Raw genomic sequence first — 15,282 nt, 5'->3', positions numbered from 1 at the left:
GCGAAGGAGGCCGGCGATGACCGGCCGATCGGCATGCTGCGCGCCGGCGCCGCCGCCGACCTGATCCTGCGGCCCTGGCAGGAGCGGCCGGCGGTGACCGCGCAGCTGACCGTGGTGGCCCCGCTGACCGCGCTGACCCCCGCCGGGTTCCTCGCCGCCGGCGCCCCACGACCGGCCGCCTTCACCCCACCCGGCACCCCACCCGACACCCCACCCGGCACCCGACCGGGGGTTGCCGAGCCGATCGGGGAGGTCGACGGGGAGCCGATCACCGCCGCCCACCTGCGCGAACTGCTCGCCCAACTCGACGCCTGCAACCTGCAGGCGCCACCGGCGGGCAGCCTGCGCATCGCGATCACCGACGCCACCGGGAAGCTGCAGGCGGTCACCAGCCGCCGAGAAATGGAACGGCTGGCGGCCGCCGGCTGCCCCCACCACCCCGATGACCCCGAGCATCCGGACTCGTCGTGCGGCTGCCCGCTGCTGGGCGTCCCCGACCCGGTGGATGGCTACCGCCCCTCGGCCGGCCAGCAGCAGTTCCTCCGCCTGCGCGACCGCACCTGCCGCCACCCCGGCTGCACCGTGCCCGCCGGCTGGGCCGACCTGGACCACGTCATCGCCCACGCCGACGGCGGCCAGACCGCCTGCGAGAACCTGTGCTGCCTGTGCCGCCGCCACCACCGGCTCAAGACCTTCGCCCCCGGCTGGCAGCACACGATGAGCGACGACGGGGTGCTCACCGTCATCACCCCCACCGGCGTCACCCGCACCACCCGACCACCGGGCTACCGCGTCCTCACCGCACCACCGCAACCACCACCGGACCCGGACCCGGACCAGGACCCGAACCCGGACCCGGACCGGGCACTCGACCTGGACGACGACCCACCACCGTTCTGACCGCTCCGGTCAGCCGGCCACGTGCCCAAGGTCTGCGGGTCTGCGAGCCTGCGGGCGATGCCTACCCCCAGTAGAGCCGGAACCCCACGCGCCGCCGCCCGTCCTCGGTCAGCGTCGACATGTCCACGATCTGCCGCGCCTGCACGTCGACCGGGTCGTCCGAGAGGAGCTCCAGGTACCGCCGGTGCTCGGCCAGCGAGGCGACCGCCGTCTCGACCTGGTCGCCGACGTCGACCTCGTGCGGCGGATCGGTCAGCTCGCTCACCGCGATGTACTGCACGCCCGGCCACCGCTCCTCGGTCAGCTCCGGGAAGATCCACTCGTTGCCCGCGTCGGCGACCGCGTCGAGCACCGACTGCCCGAGGGCCTGGTGGTCGGCGGAGTTGAGGTAGGCCGGCGACACACCCGGCGGGGTCCAGGTGGGCCCGAAGTAGCCGGTGACGACGAGCTCGGGCCGGTGCCGGCGGATCGCGGCGGCGAGGTCGCGGCGCAGCTCCGGCCCGGCGACGAGGACGCCGTCCCGGTGGTCGAGGAACTCCACCTCGGTGACGCCGACGACCGCTGCCGACCGCCGCTCCTCCTCCTCGCGCAGCGGCCCCGCCTCCGCCGGGGGGACGCCGGCCATCCCGGCCTCGCCCCGGGTCGCCAGCAGGTAGTGCACCTCCTTGCCCGCCGCCGTCCAGGTGGCGACGGCGGCGGCCAGGCCGTACTCGATGTCGTCGGGGTGAGCGGCGACGACGAGGGCGCGCTGCCAGTCGTCGGGCATCCGGGTGGGCGGCATGCGCCGAGTCTGCCCCGCAGTCAGCCGCCGCGGCCCACCCGGAGCGCCGCGGCCACCATGGGCACCTGCAGGGGCAGCCGTACCGCGGCCGCAGCGAGCACCGGTGGCCTGCCGCGCCCGAGCCGGAGGTGGTGCAGGTGCGCGGGCACGAACGCCAGCAGCAGGGCCGCGGCCGACCAGCCGCCGGCCCGACGGGTGCGCGGTGCGGCGAGCAGGGCCGCGGTGCCGATCTCGGCCACCCCGCTGGCGAGCACCCAGGGGCGCGCCGGCCCGAGCTCCGGCGGCACCAGCCACTCGTAGGTGCGCGGGCGCACCAGGTGCAGCGCTCCCGACCCACCCAGCAGGGCTCCCAGCCACGTCGCGCTCGCCGGCTTCCGCATGCACCCACCGTAGGGTGATCCGCCGTGGGCGCCCTCGACCTGCTCCTGGTGGCCGGGGTGGCCCTCCTCGCCGGTGGCATCAACTCCATCGCCGGTGGCGGGTCGCTGATCCTCTTCCCCACGCTGGTGGCGCTCGGGCTGGGCACCGTCGAGGCGAACGTGACGAACTCCGTCGCCCAGTGGCCGGGCTACCTCGGCGGCGTGGCGGGGTTCCGCCCGGAGTACCGCGGTCAGCGCCGCCGGCTGCTCCGGTTCTCGCTGGTCGCCGTGCTCGGCGGCACGGTGGGCAGCATCCTGCTGCTGGTGCTGCCCCCGGCGGCCTTCGAGCTGGTCGTGCCCGTCCTCGTCCTGCTGGCCAGCCTCCTCCTGGCGGTGCAGCCGCTGCTCACCCGGCGGCTCGGGCGGCACGGGGAGGAGCCCCCGTCCCAGGACCCCTGGTGGCTGTTCGTCGCGCTGTTCCTGGCCACCGTCTACGGCGGCTACTTCGGCGGGGCGCTCGGCGTCATCCTCGTCGGCGTCCTGGGCCTGGGCCTGGGCCGGCTCAAGCTGGCCAACGCGCTCAAGTCCGCCATCTCCGCGGTGACCGCGACCGTCACCCTCGTCGTCTTCGGGATCTTCGGGGACGTGCACTGGGCGGCGGTGGCCGTCGCCGCACCGGCCGGCCTGGTGGGTGGGTTCCTCGGCGCGCGGATCGCCACCCGCATCCCGCCGACACCGCTGCGGGTCGTCATCGTCACCCTCGGTGTCGCGGTGGCGGTCTACCTCTACCTGCGCGCCTGACGGGCTGCCCTGCCCCGGCGGATGTCAGCGCAGGTGGACGGTGTCGTTCAGCAGCCGCACCGACGAGCGCCCGTCGGAAGACCAGGCCACCGTGCACAGCGAGGCCGCCTCCAGGAACACCCGGTGGACGACGTCGTCGCCGACGCCCAGCCCCGCGGCGAGCAGCAGCTTGATCGGTGTGACGTGGCTGACCACCAGGACCGTCCGGCCGGCGTGCCGGGTGAGGATCCGCTGCCGCGTCCCGGCCACCCGGCGGCCCACGTCGGCGATCGACTCCCCGCCGGGGGCGGTCACGGTGACGTCGGCCATGAAGCGGCGCACCGCCAGGGGGTGCCGGGCCCGCGCCTCGTCGGAGGTGAGCCCCTCGAGGTCGCCGAAGTCCAGCTCGACCAGGTCGTCGTCGAACTCCACGGGCAGGCCCAGGCGCGCGGCCACGATCTCGGCGGTCTCCCGGGTGCGGCGCAGCGGCGAGGCGACGACCACCTCGATGCCGAGCTCGGCGGCCCGCTCCCCGGCCGCCTCGGCCTCGGCGCGGCCGATCCGCGACAGCGGCAGCTCGTTGCGGCCGCTGAACCGGCGCTCGGGGGTGTGCTCGGTCTGCCCGTGCCGGAGCAGGTGCGTCACGGTGGTGACCACCGGCGCCGGTTCGGCGGTGGGCTGGACGTCGTCCTCGGCCACGCTGGGCTCGGCGGCGGCGTCGCGGTGGACCGGCCTGCCGTCCATCGCGCTGTTGGCCAGCGCGTCGGCGGCGCCGTTCTGCGCGCGCGGCACCCAGGTGTAGCGGACGGCGCCCAGCTTCCGGGCGATCGCGCGGGCCTGCAGCGCCAGCTGCTGCATGTCGGGGTGCTTGATCTTCCAGCGCCCCGACATCTGCTCGACGACGAGCTTGGAGTCCATGCGCACCTCGACCTCGGCGGCGGCGTCGAGGTCCAGCGCCGCCTGCAGCCCGGCGACCAGCCCGCCGTACTCGGCGACGTTGTTGGTGGCGCGCCCGACCGACGCGGCGCGCTCGGCCAGCACCCGGCCGGTGTCCGCGTCGCGCACGAGCGCGCCGTAGCCGGCCGGCCCCGGGTTGCCCCGGGAGCCACCGTCGGCCTCCACGACGAACCGGCGGCTCACAGCCCGGACTCGGCGGTGCGGACGAGGATCCGCCCGCAGTTCTCGCACCGGACCACCTCGTGCGGGTCGGCGTTGCGGACCGCCGCCAGCTCCCGGCCGTTGAGCTCGATGCGGCAGCCCTGGCACTGCCGGGAGCGGAGCATCGCCGCACCGGTCGTGCCGGTCTGGGTGCGCACCCGGTCGTACAGCGCCAGCAGCGGCGCGGAGAGCCCCCCGGCGACGGCGGCGCGCGCGCTCTCGTGCCGGGTGGTGCCGTCGGCGATGTCGGCGAGGGCGTCGTCGCGCAGCTGCTCGGCCCGCTCCAGGTCGCCGCGCGCCTGCTCGCGCGCCTCCTGCGCCGTCCGCAGCGTCGCCTCGGCGGTCTCCAGGCGCTCCATCAGCTCGAGCTCCTGGTCCTCCAGGGTCGACTGGCGCCGGGCCAGCGACTCCAGCTCCAGCTGCAGGCTCGTCGTCTCCCGCGCGGTGATCCCGCCGGCGTCCAGGCGCTGCTGGTCGCGGGTCGCGCGCTGCCGGACCGTCTCGACGTCGGCCTCCAGCCGGGACACCTCCCGCTGCAGGTCGCGGACTTCGGTCTCGGCCCGGACGACGTCGTCGGCGAGCGACCGCTCGGTCTCCGCGGCGGCCTCGACGGCCACGGCCTCCGGCAGCGTCCGCCGCCGGTGGGCGAGCTGGGTCAGGGCGACGTCCTCCGCCGCGAGCTCCAGGAGCTTCTGCTGTTCGAAGTGGTCGACCTTCACCCCGCCAACCTACCCGTGGCCCGACCGCGGCCCGGTCACCGCAGCGCCAGCTGGGCCTCCACCGCGGCGACGGCGGTGTCGGGATCGGGCAGGCCGCCGGAGGCGAGCACCACGCCGTCGACGATCAGCGACTCGACCGCCATCCCGGCGCGCACGGACTGCCGGAGCGCCGGGCCGCGCAGGCCCCGCCGGCGGCCGCCCCGCACCAGCTCCGGCACCAGCCACAGCCAGTTCGACGGCGAGACGATCTCGACGGCGACGTCGCCCGGCAGCGCCGCGCGCAGGGCGCGGTACACCGGGGCGACGCCGTCATCGCTCTCGTCTCTCGGTGCGTGACGGTGCGAGCCGCCCTCGTCGAACGGCTTCACGTCGCCGCTGCAGCACCCGCCGGAGGCAGCGACGTCGCGCGGGCCGCGGACGAGGACGACCCGCGAGGTCACCGGCGGTCGTCCCCGTCGGCCCCACCCAGCGGGACGTCGGAGGTCGCCTCGTCGGGGTTGGCCCGGGCGACGACGGACTCCCGACCGGTGCCCGTTCCGTCGACCGGCACCGCGGGGCGTTCCCGCCGGGCCTTCATCAGGGCCAGCGCCGCTTCCACGATGAGCCAGATCGCCAGGACGAAGATCAGCGCATCCAGCGGCGCGAGCACCCACTGCTCGGCTTCGATGAAGTTCCGGAGGTTCAGGATCAACGCCCAGGTCGTCATCACCAGCAGGAACACCAGCGGGATGATCGCGGCGAGCGGGTTGCGGCCCCGGCGGGTCACCCACACCGCGATCACCGAGAGCGCCAGCCCGGCGGTGAGCTGGTTCGTCGTCCCGAACAGCTGCCACAGGACGCCGAACGTGTAGCCGGCCTCGCCTTCACCCGGGATCAGCGCCATGGCGAGCGGGATGAGGACGGCGATGGTCGTCGCCACGGTGAGGTTGCGGGCGAGCACGCGGATGTTGAGCTGCTCGCCGATCTCCTGCACCAGGTAGCGCTGCAGCCGGACGCCGGTGTCCATCGTCGTGGCCGCGAAGCTGATGACGACGACGGCGGCGAACGTGGTGGCCAGGTCCAGCGGGATGGCCAGGTTGTTGGCGAACTGCGCCACGCCGTTGACGAAGTTGCCGGCCGCGCCACCCGACGCGGTCGCGAAGTCTGCGTACAACGCGTTCCACTCCACCTCGGATGCCGCGACGCCGGCGGTGGCCGCGAGCACCGCGCCGGTGGCCAGCGAGCCCTCGCCCACCGCGCCCATGTAGCCGACGTAGCGGGCGTCGGTCTCCTTGTCCAGCTGCTTGGACGTGGTGCCCGACGACACCAGCGAGTGGAACCCGGAGACCGCGCCGCAGGCCACGGTGATGAACAGGAACGGGAAGAAGTTCGGCGACCCCTCCGGCACGTCGTTGATCACCGGCGCCTGGATGGTGTTCATGCCGACGATCACGCCGAGCGCGATGACGCCGAGGGCGATGAACAGCTGGTGGCTGTTGATGTAGTCGCGCGGCTGCAGCAGCATCCAGACCGGGATGCGCGAGGCCGCCCAGGTGTAGATGAACAGCAGGACGACCCAGACGTTGCGGGTCTGCTCGACACCCAGCGCCTCGGCCAGACCGTCGAGCGAGATCGGGAACGCCTGGCCGACGAGGATGAGCGCGTACAGGATGATCACGCCGACGATCGACGGGATCAGCGCCGACGAGCGGGTCTTGTAGATGTACTGCCCGATCGCCATGGCCATCGGGATCTCCACCACGATCGGGATGACCGCCGCGGGGTTGCCCACGAACAGGTTGCCGATGACGACGGCGAAGACCGCGTTCACCAGGGTGAGCAGGAAGAAGATGATGATCATGAAGAGCATGCGTGCGCGGCCGTTGATCACGTCGCCGGCCAACGTGCCGATGCTCTTGGCCTTGTGCCGCACGGAGACCGCCAGCGCCCCGAAGTCGTGCACCCCGGCGGCGAAGATGGTGCCGAGCACGATCCACAGCAGCGCAGGCCCCCAGCCCCAGAAGACCGCGATGGCCGGGCCGACGATCGGCGCGGCACCGGCCACCGAGGTGAAGTGGTGGCCGAACAGCACGTGCTTGTTGGTCGGCACGAAGTCGTTGCCGTCGTTGAACTCGTGCGCCGGCGTGACGAACGCCGGATCCAGCGCGTAGACGCTCCTGGCCAGATAGCTGGAGTAGTACCGGTAGCCGAGGAAGAACAGCACCCCGACCACGACGGCCACGACGATCGCAGGCACGGCGACTCCCGAGTCCGAGGGCGGCTCGGTTGCCGCCGTCCGAGGGGAGTAGACAACCAGGTGATGGACCCCACAAGTGTTGCGGCCGCAGTCCACTCGGCAGGCGTGGCCGAATTGTTGTGGCGCACGCCGGACGGACCTCCGGGCGCCATCGGGGTCGTCCCCCTCCTCCTGGGCGGGAAGCCGACGGTCGCACTGCCGTGGGCGCACGTCGGCACGGCCCGCGCCGCGGCTGCGAGCGACACCGCGGCACTGGTCCTCTCCGATCCGCGGCTGACCGGTTCCCGCTGGACCCCGCTGGTGGCGACCGGCCGCCTGACCCTCGTCGAGGACGGCGACGGCGACCTCTTCACCGAGGAGCTGCTCACCCAGGAGCTCCGCAAGCACCCACCGGCGCGGGCCCTGGCGGACTCCCCCATGCTGCGCCGCGAGCACTGGTGGTACCTCCCGCGGCTGGTGCTCGTGCTCGAGCCCGCCGACGTCGTCCCGGGCGGGCGCCGCGACGACCCGGCGGACGTCGTGCTCGGCGTCGACGACGGCGGGCTGCACGTCGGTACCGTCCGAGTCCCCGACTGGGCCGCCGATCCCCTCCCGGTGGCCGACGGTCCTGCAGGTGCCTCCGGTCCGGCCGTGCTGATCGGCCAGGAGCTGTCGGTGCCCGACGTCGAACGCTGGACGGTGCACACCACCACCGGCCGGTACGCCGACGGTCGGCTGAGCGGGGTCCGGCCGGCCGCCACCCGCGAGCTGGAGCCGGTGCCGGGGCTGTTCGCCCGGATGCGCCGCCAGCGGGGCCTCGAACGGGCCTGCATCCAGACGCTGCGGGCCGCCGGCCACGGATAGGCCGTCCCGGCTACCTCGGCGCGTCCGCCCGGAGGCTCCACGGGTCGGTGCGCCGGGTCGAGACGGCGACCTCCACCGCACCGTCGAGGTCCCGGCGCAGCCGGTCCGCGGCCACCGGCAGCCAGGGCCACTCCGACGCCCAGTGCGCCACGTCGCACAGCGCCGGTCCGGGCACCTCCCGCGCGTCGGACACGGGGTGGTGCTTCAGGTCGCTGGTGAGCAGCACGTCGGCCCCGGCCGCGGCGGCCGCACCCAGCAGCGAGCCGCCGCTGCCGCCGCAGACGGCGACGGTGCTGATCGTCCGCTCGGGGTCGCCGGCCGCTCGCACACCGCCGGCCGTGGCCGGGAGAGCCGCCGCCGCGTGCGCGGCGAAGGCGCGCAGCGTCATCGGCTCCGCCAGCCGGCCGACCCGGCCGAGCCCCGCACGGGGGTCTGCGGGCGAGGGCTCCAGCGGCACGGCGTCCTGGAGCCCGAGCGCCCCGGCCAGTGCGTCGTTCACCCCCCACCCCGGGGCCCGGTCGGCGTTGGTGTGCGCGACGAACAGCGCGGCGCCGGCCCGGACCAGCCGGTGCACCAGCCGGCCCCGCGGGTCGTCGGCGGGCACGCCGTGTACCGGCGTCAGGAAGAGCGGGTGGTGCGTGACCAGCAGCTGCGCACCGGTCGCGACCACCTCGTCGACGACCGCCGTCGTCGGGTCCACCGCCAACAGCACCGAGCGCACCGGCTCCGCCGGGTCACCGCAGACGAGGCCGACCGCGTCCCAGCTCTCGGCGAGCGCGGGGTCGTAGCGGGCGTCGAGGGCGGCGAGGACCTTCCCGAGCTGCACGGTCACGGCTGGTCAGCGTAGGCGGGGCTGCACGCGACCGGTCCGCCGGAATGCCAAGCTTCCGCCGTGGGAGAGCAGCGGCGTCGGGAGCGGTCGCTGCGGGCACCGGCCTGGCTGGAGGAGCTGGTGCGCACCACTCCCCCGCCGGTCCCGTGGCGCGACGTCGCGCGGTTCGCCGTCTCCATCCCCGCGCCCCTGGCGCTCGCCGTCGCGGTGGGCGGCGGGCTGGAGCCGGGCAGCGCGCTCGGCGCCGGCGTCTTCGCCACGATCGGCGCGCTCGCGGCGAGCCTCGCACCCCAGCCCGGCCCGCTCCGCGAGCGGCTGCGCCGCATCCTCGCCGCCACGCTGTTCGGCACGCTCGGCCTGCTGGTGGGCCAGTACGCGAGCGGCGGCGGCTGGGGGCCGGTGGCCGTCATCGCCGCGCTGTCGGCGGTCGCCGCGCTGATCAGCGCGGTGAGCGCCACGCTCTCCCTGGGAGCGCTCCAGCTGCTCGTCTACACCGCCCTCGCCTCGGGGCTGGTGACACCGCTGCCGGCCGCCGCCGAGGTCGGCTTCTTCCTCTGCGGGGCGGCGTGGGCCACGGTGACCACGCTGGTGCAGGCGGGCATCGAGCCGCTGGACCCCGACCGGTCGGCCGTCGCCGTGGTCTTCACCCGCATCGGCGAGCTGCTGACGGCGGTGGGCAGCGACGCGGCCCCCGAGGCCCGGCGGGCGCTCACGGCCGCGCTCAACGCGGCGTACGACCGGGTCATCCGCAGCCGCAGCCGGTCGGCCGGGCGCAGCCGCGAGCTCTCCGAGCTGGCCGGCGTCCTCAACGCCGCGGCCCCGCTCGTGGAGGGCGCCGTCGCCGCCGCACGCGCAGGGGCGCCCGCCGACCCGCAGGACGTCGTCGCCGTGCACTCCCTCGCGGCGGCCGTCTCCGGCAGCGGGCAGCTCACCGACCAGCGGCCGGCGCCGCTGGCCGAGGGGCACCCGGCGGTGCGAGCCGTCCGCCACGGCGTGCGGCTGGTGTGGAACGTGGTCGGCGACCCGGAGGAGCGGGCCGGCGCGGCCGCGGCGGTGCCGCGGCCGGATCTGCGCACCCGCCTCCACGACCTGGGTGACCGCACCCTCGCCAGCGCCGACGCCCGGTCCTTCGCCGTCCGCCTCGCGCTGTGCATGACCGTGGCCGAGATCGCCCGCCAGTACCTGCCCATCGAGCGCCCGTACTGGGTGCTGCTCACCGTCGCGATCGTGCTGAAGCCCGACTTCGGGTCGGTGTTCACCCGGGCGGTGCAGCGCGGGGCCGGGACCCTGCTGGGCGTCCTGATCGGCTCGGCGCTGCTCGCGGCGCTCCCCCGCGACGGCTGGGTGCTGGTGGCCCTGGCCTGCTCGGCCGCGGTGCTGCCGTGGGCGCGCAACGCGAACTTCGGGCTCTTCTCGGTGTTCCAGACGCCGCTGATCATCCTGCTGCTGGACCTCGCGCTGCCGAGCGACCCGGGGCTCGTCGGCGCCCGGCTGCTGGACACGCTCATCGGCTGCGCGATCGTGCTGGTGTTCGGCTACCTGCTGTGGCCGCAGACCTGGCGGGCCCCGCTGGACGAGGCGCTGGGCGAGGCCGCCCGCGCCCTGGACGCGTTCGTGGCCGCCGCCTTCACCGGCAGCCCGACGGAGCGCCGCCGCGCCCGCCGGCGCAGCTACCGCGCGCTGACCGAGCTGCAGACCCAGCTGCAGCGGCGCCTGGCCGAGCCGCCGCCGATCAGCACGCGGGCGGCCGCCTGGTGGCCGGTGATCGTACAGCTGGAGCGCACCTCCGACGCCGTCACCGAGGCCGTCATCGCCAGCCGCGGCGGGGAACCGGCCCCCGATCTCGCCCAGGTCGCCGTGCTGCGGCGGGCGATCCGCGGGCTCGAGGACGACGTCCGCGCCCCCGCCGTGCCCGACGACGCCGAGCTGCACGCCGAGGGGGTGCTGGCCCCGGTGGCCCGCGAGGTCGACGCCGCCCGCCGCCTGGTGCGGGAGGCCGCCCCCGGCCGCCGCGGCGTGCGCTGAACCGCACCTCCCGGTTGCGCCTTCGACCCCGGGGCCCTGGGATGGCGCCGTGCCCGGAGACCCCCCGCCCGTGACCCTGCCCCCGCTCGACGGACCGTCCCCACCGGGTTCCCGGACGGTGACCACCGACGACGGCGTCGACCTGCACGTGGAGTTCGACGGGGTGGCCGGGGGCGGTGGGGCGGGTGGAGGCACCGACGCCCCGCTCACCGTCGTCCTCTCCCACGGGTTCACCGCTCGGCTGGCGGAGTGGGAGCCCCAGCGGGCCGCCCTGCGGGACCGCGCCCGGCTCGTCCTGTGGGACCAGCGCGGGCACGGCCGCTCCGGCTGGACACCGCTCACCCGGGCCACGATCGACCGCACCGGCCACGACCTCGGCCAGGTGCTCGACGCCGTCGCCCCGGCCGGACCGGTCGTGCTCGCCGGGCACTCGATGGGCGGGATGAGCATCCTGGCGCTGGCGCGGCAGCGACCGGAGCTGTTCGGCACCCGCGTCGTGGGCGCGTTCCTGCTGGCCACCTCCGCCGGCGGGCTGGTGGCCGGCGGGCTCACCGGTTTCCTCGTGAGGGTGCTGCGCCGGCTGCGGCTGCTCCGGCTCTACCTCTGGCTGCTGCAGCGGCTGGCCCCGGCGCTGGAGCGGCGGCGCCGGCGGGGCACCTTCCTCGGCCGGCAGGCCATCCGGCGGCTGCTGTTCGGGCGGGACGACGCCGACCGGCGCTCCGTGCGGATGGTGCAGCAGCTGCTGGAGGAGACCCCGCTGCCGGTGACGATGGCCTTCTACGCGACCTTCCTCGACCACGACGAGACCGCGGCGCTGGAGGTCCTCCGCCGGGTGCCGGTCACCGTCGTCGCGGCGACCCACGACCGGCTGACCCCCGAGGCGCACGGCCGGCGGATCGCCGAGGCGGTGGGCCCGGGCGCCGAGCTGGTCGTCGTCCCGGGCGCCGGGCACAGCGTCAACCTCACGCGGACGGAGGTGGTGAACCGCGCGTTCGCCGGGCTGCTGGACCGGGTGCAGGTCGAGGGGCGCAGGGCCGGTTGACGCAGCGGGGGGCGGGGCACGGAGGATGTGGCCGCCGCCACAGCCCGATGTGCGTGCACCGAGCGCCACACCTAACGTCGGCGGCCAGCATCCGGGACGACGGCCGAGGAGTGAGACGTGGACCGCATGAGTGCCCTCGACAGCGGGTTCTACTTCGCCGAGAGCGAGAACACCCCCATGCACGTGGGATCGGTGGCGGTGTTCGACGGCCCGGCCCCGACCTACGGCGACGTCGTCCGCCTGCTGCTGAGCAAGCTGCCGCTCGTCCCGCGGTACCGGCAGCGCGTGCGGGAGGTGCCGCTGCAGCTCGGGCGCCCGATGTGGGTCGACGACCCCCACTTCCAGATCCTGTACCACGTGCGGCACACCGCGGTGCCCTCGCCCGGCGGTGACGAGCAGCTGCGCAACCTGGCCGGCCGGGTGCTCGGGCAGCGCCTGGACATGGCCAAGCCGCTCTGGGAGCTGTGGCTGGTGGAGGGCCTGGCCGACGGGCGGTGGGCGCTGATCTCCAAGGTCCACCACTGCATGGTCGACGGCGTCGCCGGCACCGACCTCATGCAGCTGATGTTCGACCTGGACCCCGACGCCACCCACGCCGAGCCGCGTGAGTGGACGCCGCGGCGCGATCCGTCGTCGGCCGCGCTGATGGCCGGGGCGATCACGGAGGCGGCGACCGCCCCGCTGCGCACCCTCACCGGCCTGCCGGGCGTCGGCGCCGCCGTCCGCAACGTGAAGGGGCTGACCGAGACGAGCCGCACGCTGGCCCGCACGGTGCCCTCGCTGGCCAAGCAGGCCATCACCCCCACCGCCCGTTCGCTGAACGGGCACATCGGCCCGCACCGGCGCTGGGCGTGGACGCAGGGCAGCCTCGCAGAGTTCAAGGAGGTGCGCACGGCGCTGGGCGGCACGGTGAACGACGTCATCCTCACCGCGATCACCAAGGCGTTCCGCGACCTCCTCCAGGGCCGCGGCGAGTTGTCCTCGGACAAGCTCGTGGTGCGCACGATGGTGCCGGTGTCGGTCCGCTCGGCGAGCCGGCGCGGCTCCCTGGACAACCAGGTCTCGGCCGTCTTCGTCGACCTGCCCGTCGGCGACCCCGACCCCGCGTCACGGCTGCGGAGCATCCGCGGCCAGATGGACGAGTACAAGCGGGCGATGCAGGCCGTCGACGTGCCGTCGATCATCGCGATGGGCGACTACGTGGCTCCCAGCATGCTCTCCCTCGGCGTCCGGGCGGGCATGCAGGCCGGCCAGATGTGGTGCCAGGCCGTGACCACGAACGTGCCGGGCCCGCGGGTCCCGCTGTACGTGCTGGGCAAGCGGATGCGGTCGGCGCACGCCTACGTGCCGATCGCCGGCGGCATCCGCTGCTCGATCGGGATCTTCAGCTACCTGGACACGATGACGTTCGGCATCAACGCCGACTTCGACGCCTTCCCCGACGTCGACGTCCTCTCCGGCGGGATCCGGCGCGGCATCGAGGAGCTCCTCGAGCTGGCCCGGGCGGCCGAGGGCACGCCCGGTGAGGACCGGCCCACCGGCGGGACGCCGACGCGGGCAGCCGCTCGGTGAGCCCCGCCAAGAAGCGCGGGGGCCGCCCGCGCGGGCTCACGGTGGCCGTCACCGGGCCGACCGGCACCTTCGGCGAAGGCCTGGTGCCGCTGCTGCAGGAGGACGACCGCGTCGGGACGGTCATCGGCATGGCCCGCCGGCCGTTCGACCCGGCCGCCCGGGGGTGGACGAAGATGACCTACCGCCAGGGCGACGTGCGCGATCCGGAGGCGCTGCGCGAGGCCTTCGCGGGGGCCGACGTCGTCGTCCACCTGGCCTTCCTCATCACCGGCAACGCCTCCCGGGCGACGACCCGGGCGATCAACGTCGACGGCACGGTGAACGTCGTCCGCGCGGCGGCCGCGGTCGGCGCCCGGCGCTTCGTCTACGCCTCCTCGGTCGCCGCCTACGGCTTCCACCAGGACAACCCGGAGCTGATCTCCGAGGAGTGGCCGGTGCGCCCCGCGTCGCGGCTGTTCTACGCGCAGGAGAAGGCCGAGCTCGAGCACTTGCTCGACGAGGAGTCGGCGGCCGCGCCGGAGCTGGACCTGTACCTGCTCCGCCCACCGGTCGTGCTCGGCCCGCACGCCGTCGGCGGCAAGGACGTGCTGCCCGGCCCGCTCGCCCCGGTCGGGCGCCGGCTCTTCGGCCGGCCGCGGCGGCTGCCGGTCCCCGTGCCGCTGCTGGTGCCGCAGCACCCGCTGCAGTTCGTGCACCAGGACGACGTCGGGCAGGCGCTGCTGCTGTGCGTGCTCGGGGCCGGCCCGCCCGGGGCCTACAACATCGCCGGCGAGGGCGTCCTCACCGCCGCCGACGTCGCGCGGGAGTTCGGGGCGCTCGCGATCCCGCTACCGGCCGCCCCGGCGCAGGCCGCCGCCCGCGCCTTCTCCCGCCTGCCATTCCTGCCGCCCGCGGCGGAGTGGATCGAGGCGGCCGGCCGGCCGGCGATCATGGACACCACGCGCGCCCGCGAGGAGCTCGGCTGGCGACCGCGCTACACCGGACTGGAGGCGCTGCGCGACACGCTCCGCCCCGGCGGGGGCAGCTAGGCCCGGGAACCGGTGAGCTGCGCGTCCCGCATCCAGTCGCGGACCTCGGTGACCAGTCGCTCGGGCTCCTGCAGCTGCGGCACGTGCCCGACCCCGGACCACTCCGCGTAGCGCCAGGTGGGGTGGCGGCGGGCGATGTCGCGAGCTGCCCCGACCGGCACCAGCCGGTCGCGGTCGCCGTGGACCAGCAGCACCGGGACGTCGATGGACGCCATCGCGGCCCGGTAGCGGCGCGGATCGGCGAGCACGCGCAGCAGGGAGCGGGCCGCGGCGAGGAACGCCCGGTCCATGCCCTGGACGTCGCGCCGCTCCTCCAGCAGCGACACCGACCGGTCGATGACGTCGGCGGGCACGCCCTCGGGGTCGACGCCGACGAGCTCCAGCATCTCGCGCACCCGCGCCAGGGCGGACGTGCGCTGCCGCCGCCACCACAGGAAGCGCTCCCCGACGAAGGGGATCGCGTAGAGCGCGAACATGACGGCGACCCGGGGGTCGAGCGCGCGCCGCGATCCGGGGACGGCGGGGTCGAGGAGCACCAGGCCGCGCACCGCCTCGGGGTGCTCACCCGTCTCGAGGATCGAGATCATGCCGCCCATCGAGTTCCCCACGAGCACCGCCGGCTCCCCCACCACCTCGGTGAGGAAGCGGTGCAGCACGGCGACGTTGGCCGGCACGCTGGCCGTGCGCCCACCCGGCTCGCTGCGACCGAACCCGGGCAGGTCCAGCGCCAGCACGCGGCCGTGCTCCCGCAACGCCGGCGCAACGAGGTCCCAGTTCAGGTGCGAGCCGCCCAGCCCGTGCACGAGCACCACCGGCGGTCCGTCCTCCGGACCGCCGAAGTCCAGGTAGTGCACCGGCCCCCCGAGGTCCACCGTGCGGCTCCGCCCGGGCGTCCCGTGCTCGTGCATCCTGCCTCCCTGTCGTCGTCCGTACGGTGGCACGAGGTGCCGACGGCCGCAGCACCGCCCCTGCCCGCCGGCCGCGTCGGAACACGAGCGACCGCTATG

At 75.2% G+C, this 15,282-nt stretch carries 15 protein-coding genes; 7 read left to right on the top strand and 8 right to left on the bottom strand.

Annotated features, from left to right (window positions below):
- Positions 1–900 (top strand): HNH endonuclease signature motif containing protein (locus tag BMW62_RS22805; protein ID WP_170852474.1); only part of this gene is annotated, 900 nt, incomplete at its 5' end.
- A gap of 61 nt (positions 901–961) precedes the next feature.
- Here BMW62_RS22805 and BMW62_RS19705 read toward each other — a convergent pair.
- Both BMW62_RS19705 and BMW62_RS19700 read right to left on the bottom strand, forming a co-directional pair.
- A complete protein-coding gene (locus tag BMW62_RS19705; protein ID WP_091934684.1) occupies positions 962–1,681 on the bottom strand; it encodes a PIG-L deacetylase family protein in 720 nt (239 codons plus the stop codon).
- Positions 1,682–1,701: 20 nt separating this feature from the next.
- Entirely contained in the window at positions 1,702–2,061 is a 360-nt protein-coding gene (locus BMW62_RS19700) for a DoxX family protein (RefSeq protein ID WP_091934681.1), read from the bottom strand.
- Between the two features lie 24 nt (positions 2,062–2,085).
- Between BMW62_RS19700 and BMW62_RS19695 the strand changes: the two genes are divergently transcribed.
- Complete coding sequence (locus tag BMW62_RS19695) at positions 2,086–2,841, top strand: sulfite exporter TauE/SafE family protein (RefSeq protein WP_091934679.1); 756 nt, start codon at positions 2,086–2,088, stop codon at positions 2,839–2,841.
- A gap of 24 nt (positions 2,842–2,865) precedes the next feature.
- Here the strand turns inward: BMW62_RS19695 and BMW62_RS19690 are convergent, their stop codons facing one another.
- Genes BMW62_RS19690 through BMW62_RS19675 form a run of 4 tightly spaced genes read right to left on the bottom strand, consistent with a single transcriptional unit; the run spans position 2,866 to position 6,933 of the window.
- The gene (locus BMW62_RS19690; RefSeq protein ID WP_091934676.1) at positions 2,866–3,960 is read right to left on the bottom strand and encodes a bifunctional RNase H/acid phosphatase; all 1,095 of its coding nucleotides are present in this window, start codon (positions 3,958–3,960) and stop codon (positions 2,866–2,868) included.
- Positions 3,957–4,697: a zinc ribbon domain-containing protein gene (locus BMW62_RS19685; protein ID WP_091934674.1), complete on the bottom strand. Its 741-nt coding sequence runs from the start codon at positions 4,695–4,697 to the stop codon at positions 3,957–3,959. Before BMW62_RS19685 ends, BMW62_RS19690 begins: the two co-directional genes overlap by 4 nt.
- Positions 4,698–4,732: 35 nt before the next feature.
- Positions 4,733–5,137: a hypothetical protein gene (locus BMW62_RS19680; protein ID WP_091934671.1), complete on the bottom strand. Its 405-nt coding sequence runs from the start codon at positions 5,135–5,137 to the stop codon at positions 4,733–4,735.
- Entirely contained in the window at positions 5,134–6,933 is a 1,800-nt protein-coding gene (locus tag BMW62_RS19675; protein ID WP_091934668.1) for a carbon starvation CstA family protein, read from the bottom strand. The genes BMW62_RS19680 and BMW62_RS19675 overlap by 4 nt, the downstream gene beginning before the upstream one ends.
- Positions 6,934–7,038: 105 nt before the next feature.
- Between BMW62_RS19675 and BMW62_RS19670 the strand changes: the two genes are divergently transcribed.
- Positions 7,039–7,776 carry a pyridoxamine 5'-phosphate oxidase family protein gene (locus tag BMW62_RS19670; RefSeq protein ID WP_139206321.1) on the top strand — a complete coding sequence of 246 codons (738 nt, stop codon included), beginning with the start codon at positions 7,039–7,041 and terminating at the stop codon, positions 7,774–7,776.
- Positions 7,777–7,786: 10 nt separating this feature from the next.
- Here BMW62_RS19670 and BMW62_RS19665 read toward each other — a convergent pair whose 3' ends face one another.
- Complete coding sequence (locus BMW62_RS19665) at positions 7,787–8,608, bottom strand: Nif3-like dinuclear metal center hexameric protein (protein WP_091934663.1); 822 nt, start codon at positions 8,606–8,608, stop codon at positions 7,787–7,789.
- A gap of 60 nt (positions 8,609–8,668) precedes the next feature.
- Here BMW62_RS19665 and BMW62_RS19660 point away from each other — a divergent pair, with 60 nt between their 5' ends.
- The 4 genes from BMW62_RS19660 (at position 8,669) to BMW62_RS19645 (ending at position 14,275) form a co-directional block, all read left to right on the top strand.
- Positions 8,669–10,633, top strand: coding sequence for an FUSC family protein (locus tag BMW62_RS19660; protein WP_091934660.1), 1,965 nt, complete (start codon positions 8,669–8,671; stop codon positions 10,631–10,633).
- Positions 10,634–10,751: 118 nt separating this feature from the next.
- On the top strand, positions 10,752–11,675 hold the full coding sequence (locus BMW62_RS19655) for an alpha/beta fold hydrolase (RefSeq protein ID WP_244524168.1): 924 nt from the start codon (positions 10,752–10,754) through the stop codon (positions 11,673–11,675).
- Positions 11,676–11,801: 126 nt separating this feature from the next.
- Positions 11,802–13,247, top strand: a complete 1,446-nt coding sequence (locus BMW62_RS19650) for a WS/DGAT/MGAT family O-acyltransferase (protein WP_244524169.1) — start codon at positions 11,802–11,804, stop codon at positions 13,245–13,247.
- Positions 13,244–14,275 (top strand): NAD-dependent epimerase/dehydratase family protein, encoded by a 1,032-nt coding sequence (locus BMW62_RS19645; protein ID WP_091934654.1) that lies wholly within the window; start codon positions 13,244–13,246, stop codon positions 14,273–14,275. Before BMW62_RS19650 ends, BMW62_RS19645 begins: the two co-directional genes overlap by 4 nt.
- On the opposite strand, the gene BMW62_RS19640 is transcribed toward BMW62_RS19645, so the two are convergent.
- On the bottom strand, positions 14,272–15,183 hold the full coding sequence (locus BMW62_RS19640) for an alpha/beta fold hydrolase (protein ID WP_091934651.1): 912 nt from the start codon (positions 15,181–15,183) through the stop codon (positions 14,272–14,274). The genes BMW62_RS19645 and BMW62_RS19640 overlap by 4 nt on opposite strands.
- Positions 15,184–15,282 lie beyond the last annotated feature (99 nt).

Source organism: Blastococcus sp. DSM 46786 (assembly GCF_900109665.1).
In the GTDB taxonomy this organism is placed as follows: domain Bacteria; phylum Actinomycetota; class Actinomycetes; order Mycobacteriales; family Geodermatophilaceae; genus Blastococcus; species Blastococcus carthaginiensis.
This window is presented reverse-complemented; position numbering and strand designations above follow the sequence as displayed.

Bases quoted from the DNA above. Each gene is read 5' to 3' on its own strand.
- BMW62_RS19705 (WP_091934684.1), bottom strand. From the start codon at position 1,681: ATGCCGCCCACCCGGATGCCCGACGACTGGCAGCGCGCCCTCGTCGTC.
- BMW62_RS19700 (WP_091934681.1), bottom strand. From the start codon at position 2,061: ATGCGGAAGCCGGCGAGCGCGACGTGGCTGGGAGCCCTGCTGGGTGGG.
- BMW62_RS19650 (WP_244524169.1), top strand. From the start codon at position 11,802: ATGAGTGCCCTCGACAGCGGGTTCTACTTCGCCGAGAGCGAGAACACC.
- BMW62_RS19640 (WP_091934651.1), bottom strand. From the start codon at position 15,183: ATGCACGAGCACGGGACGCCCGGGCGGAGCCGCACGGTGGACCTCGGG.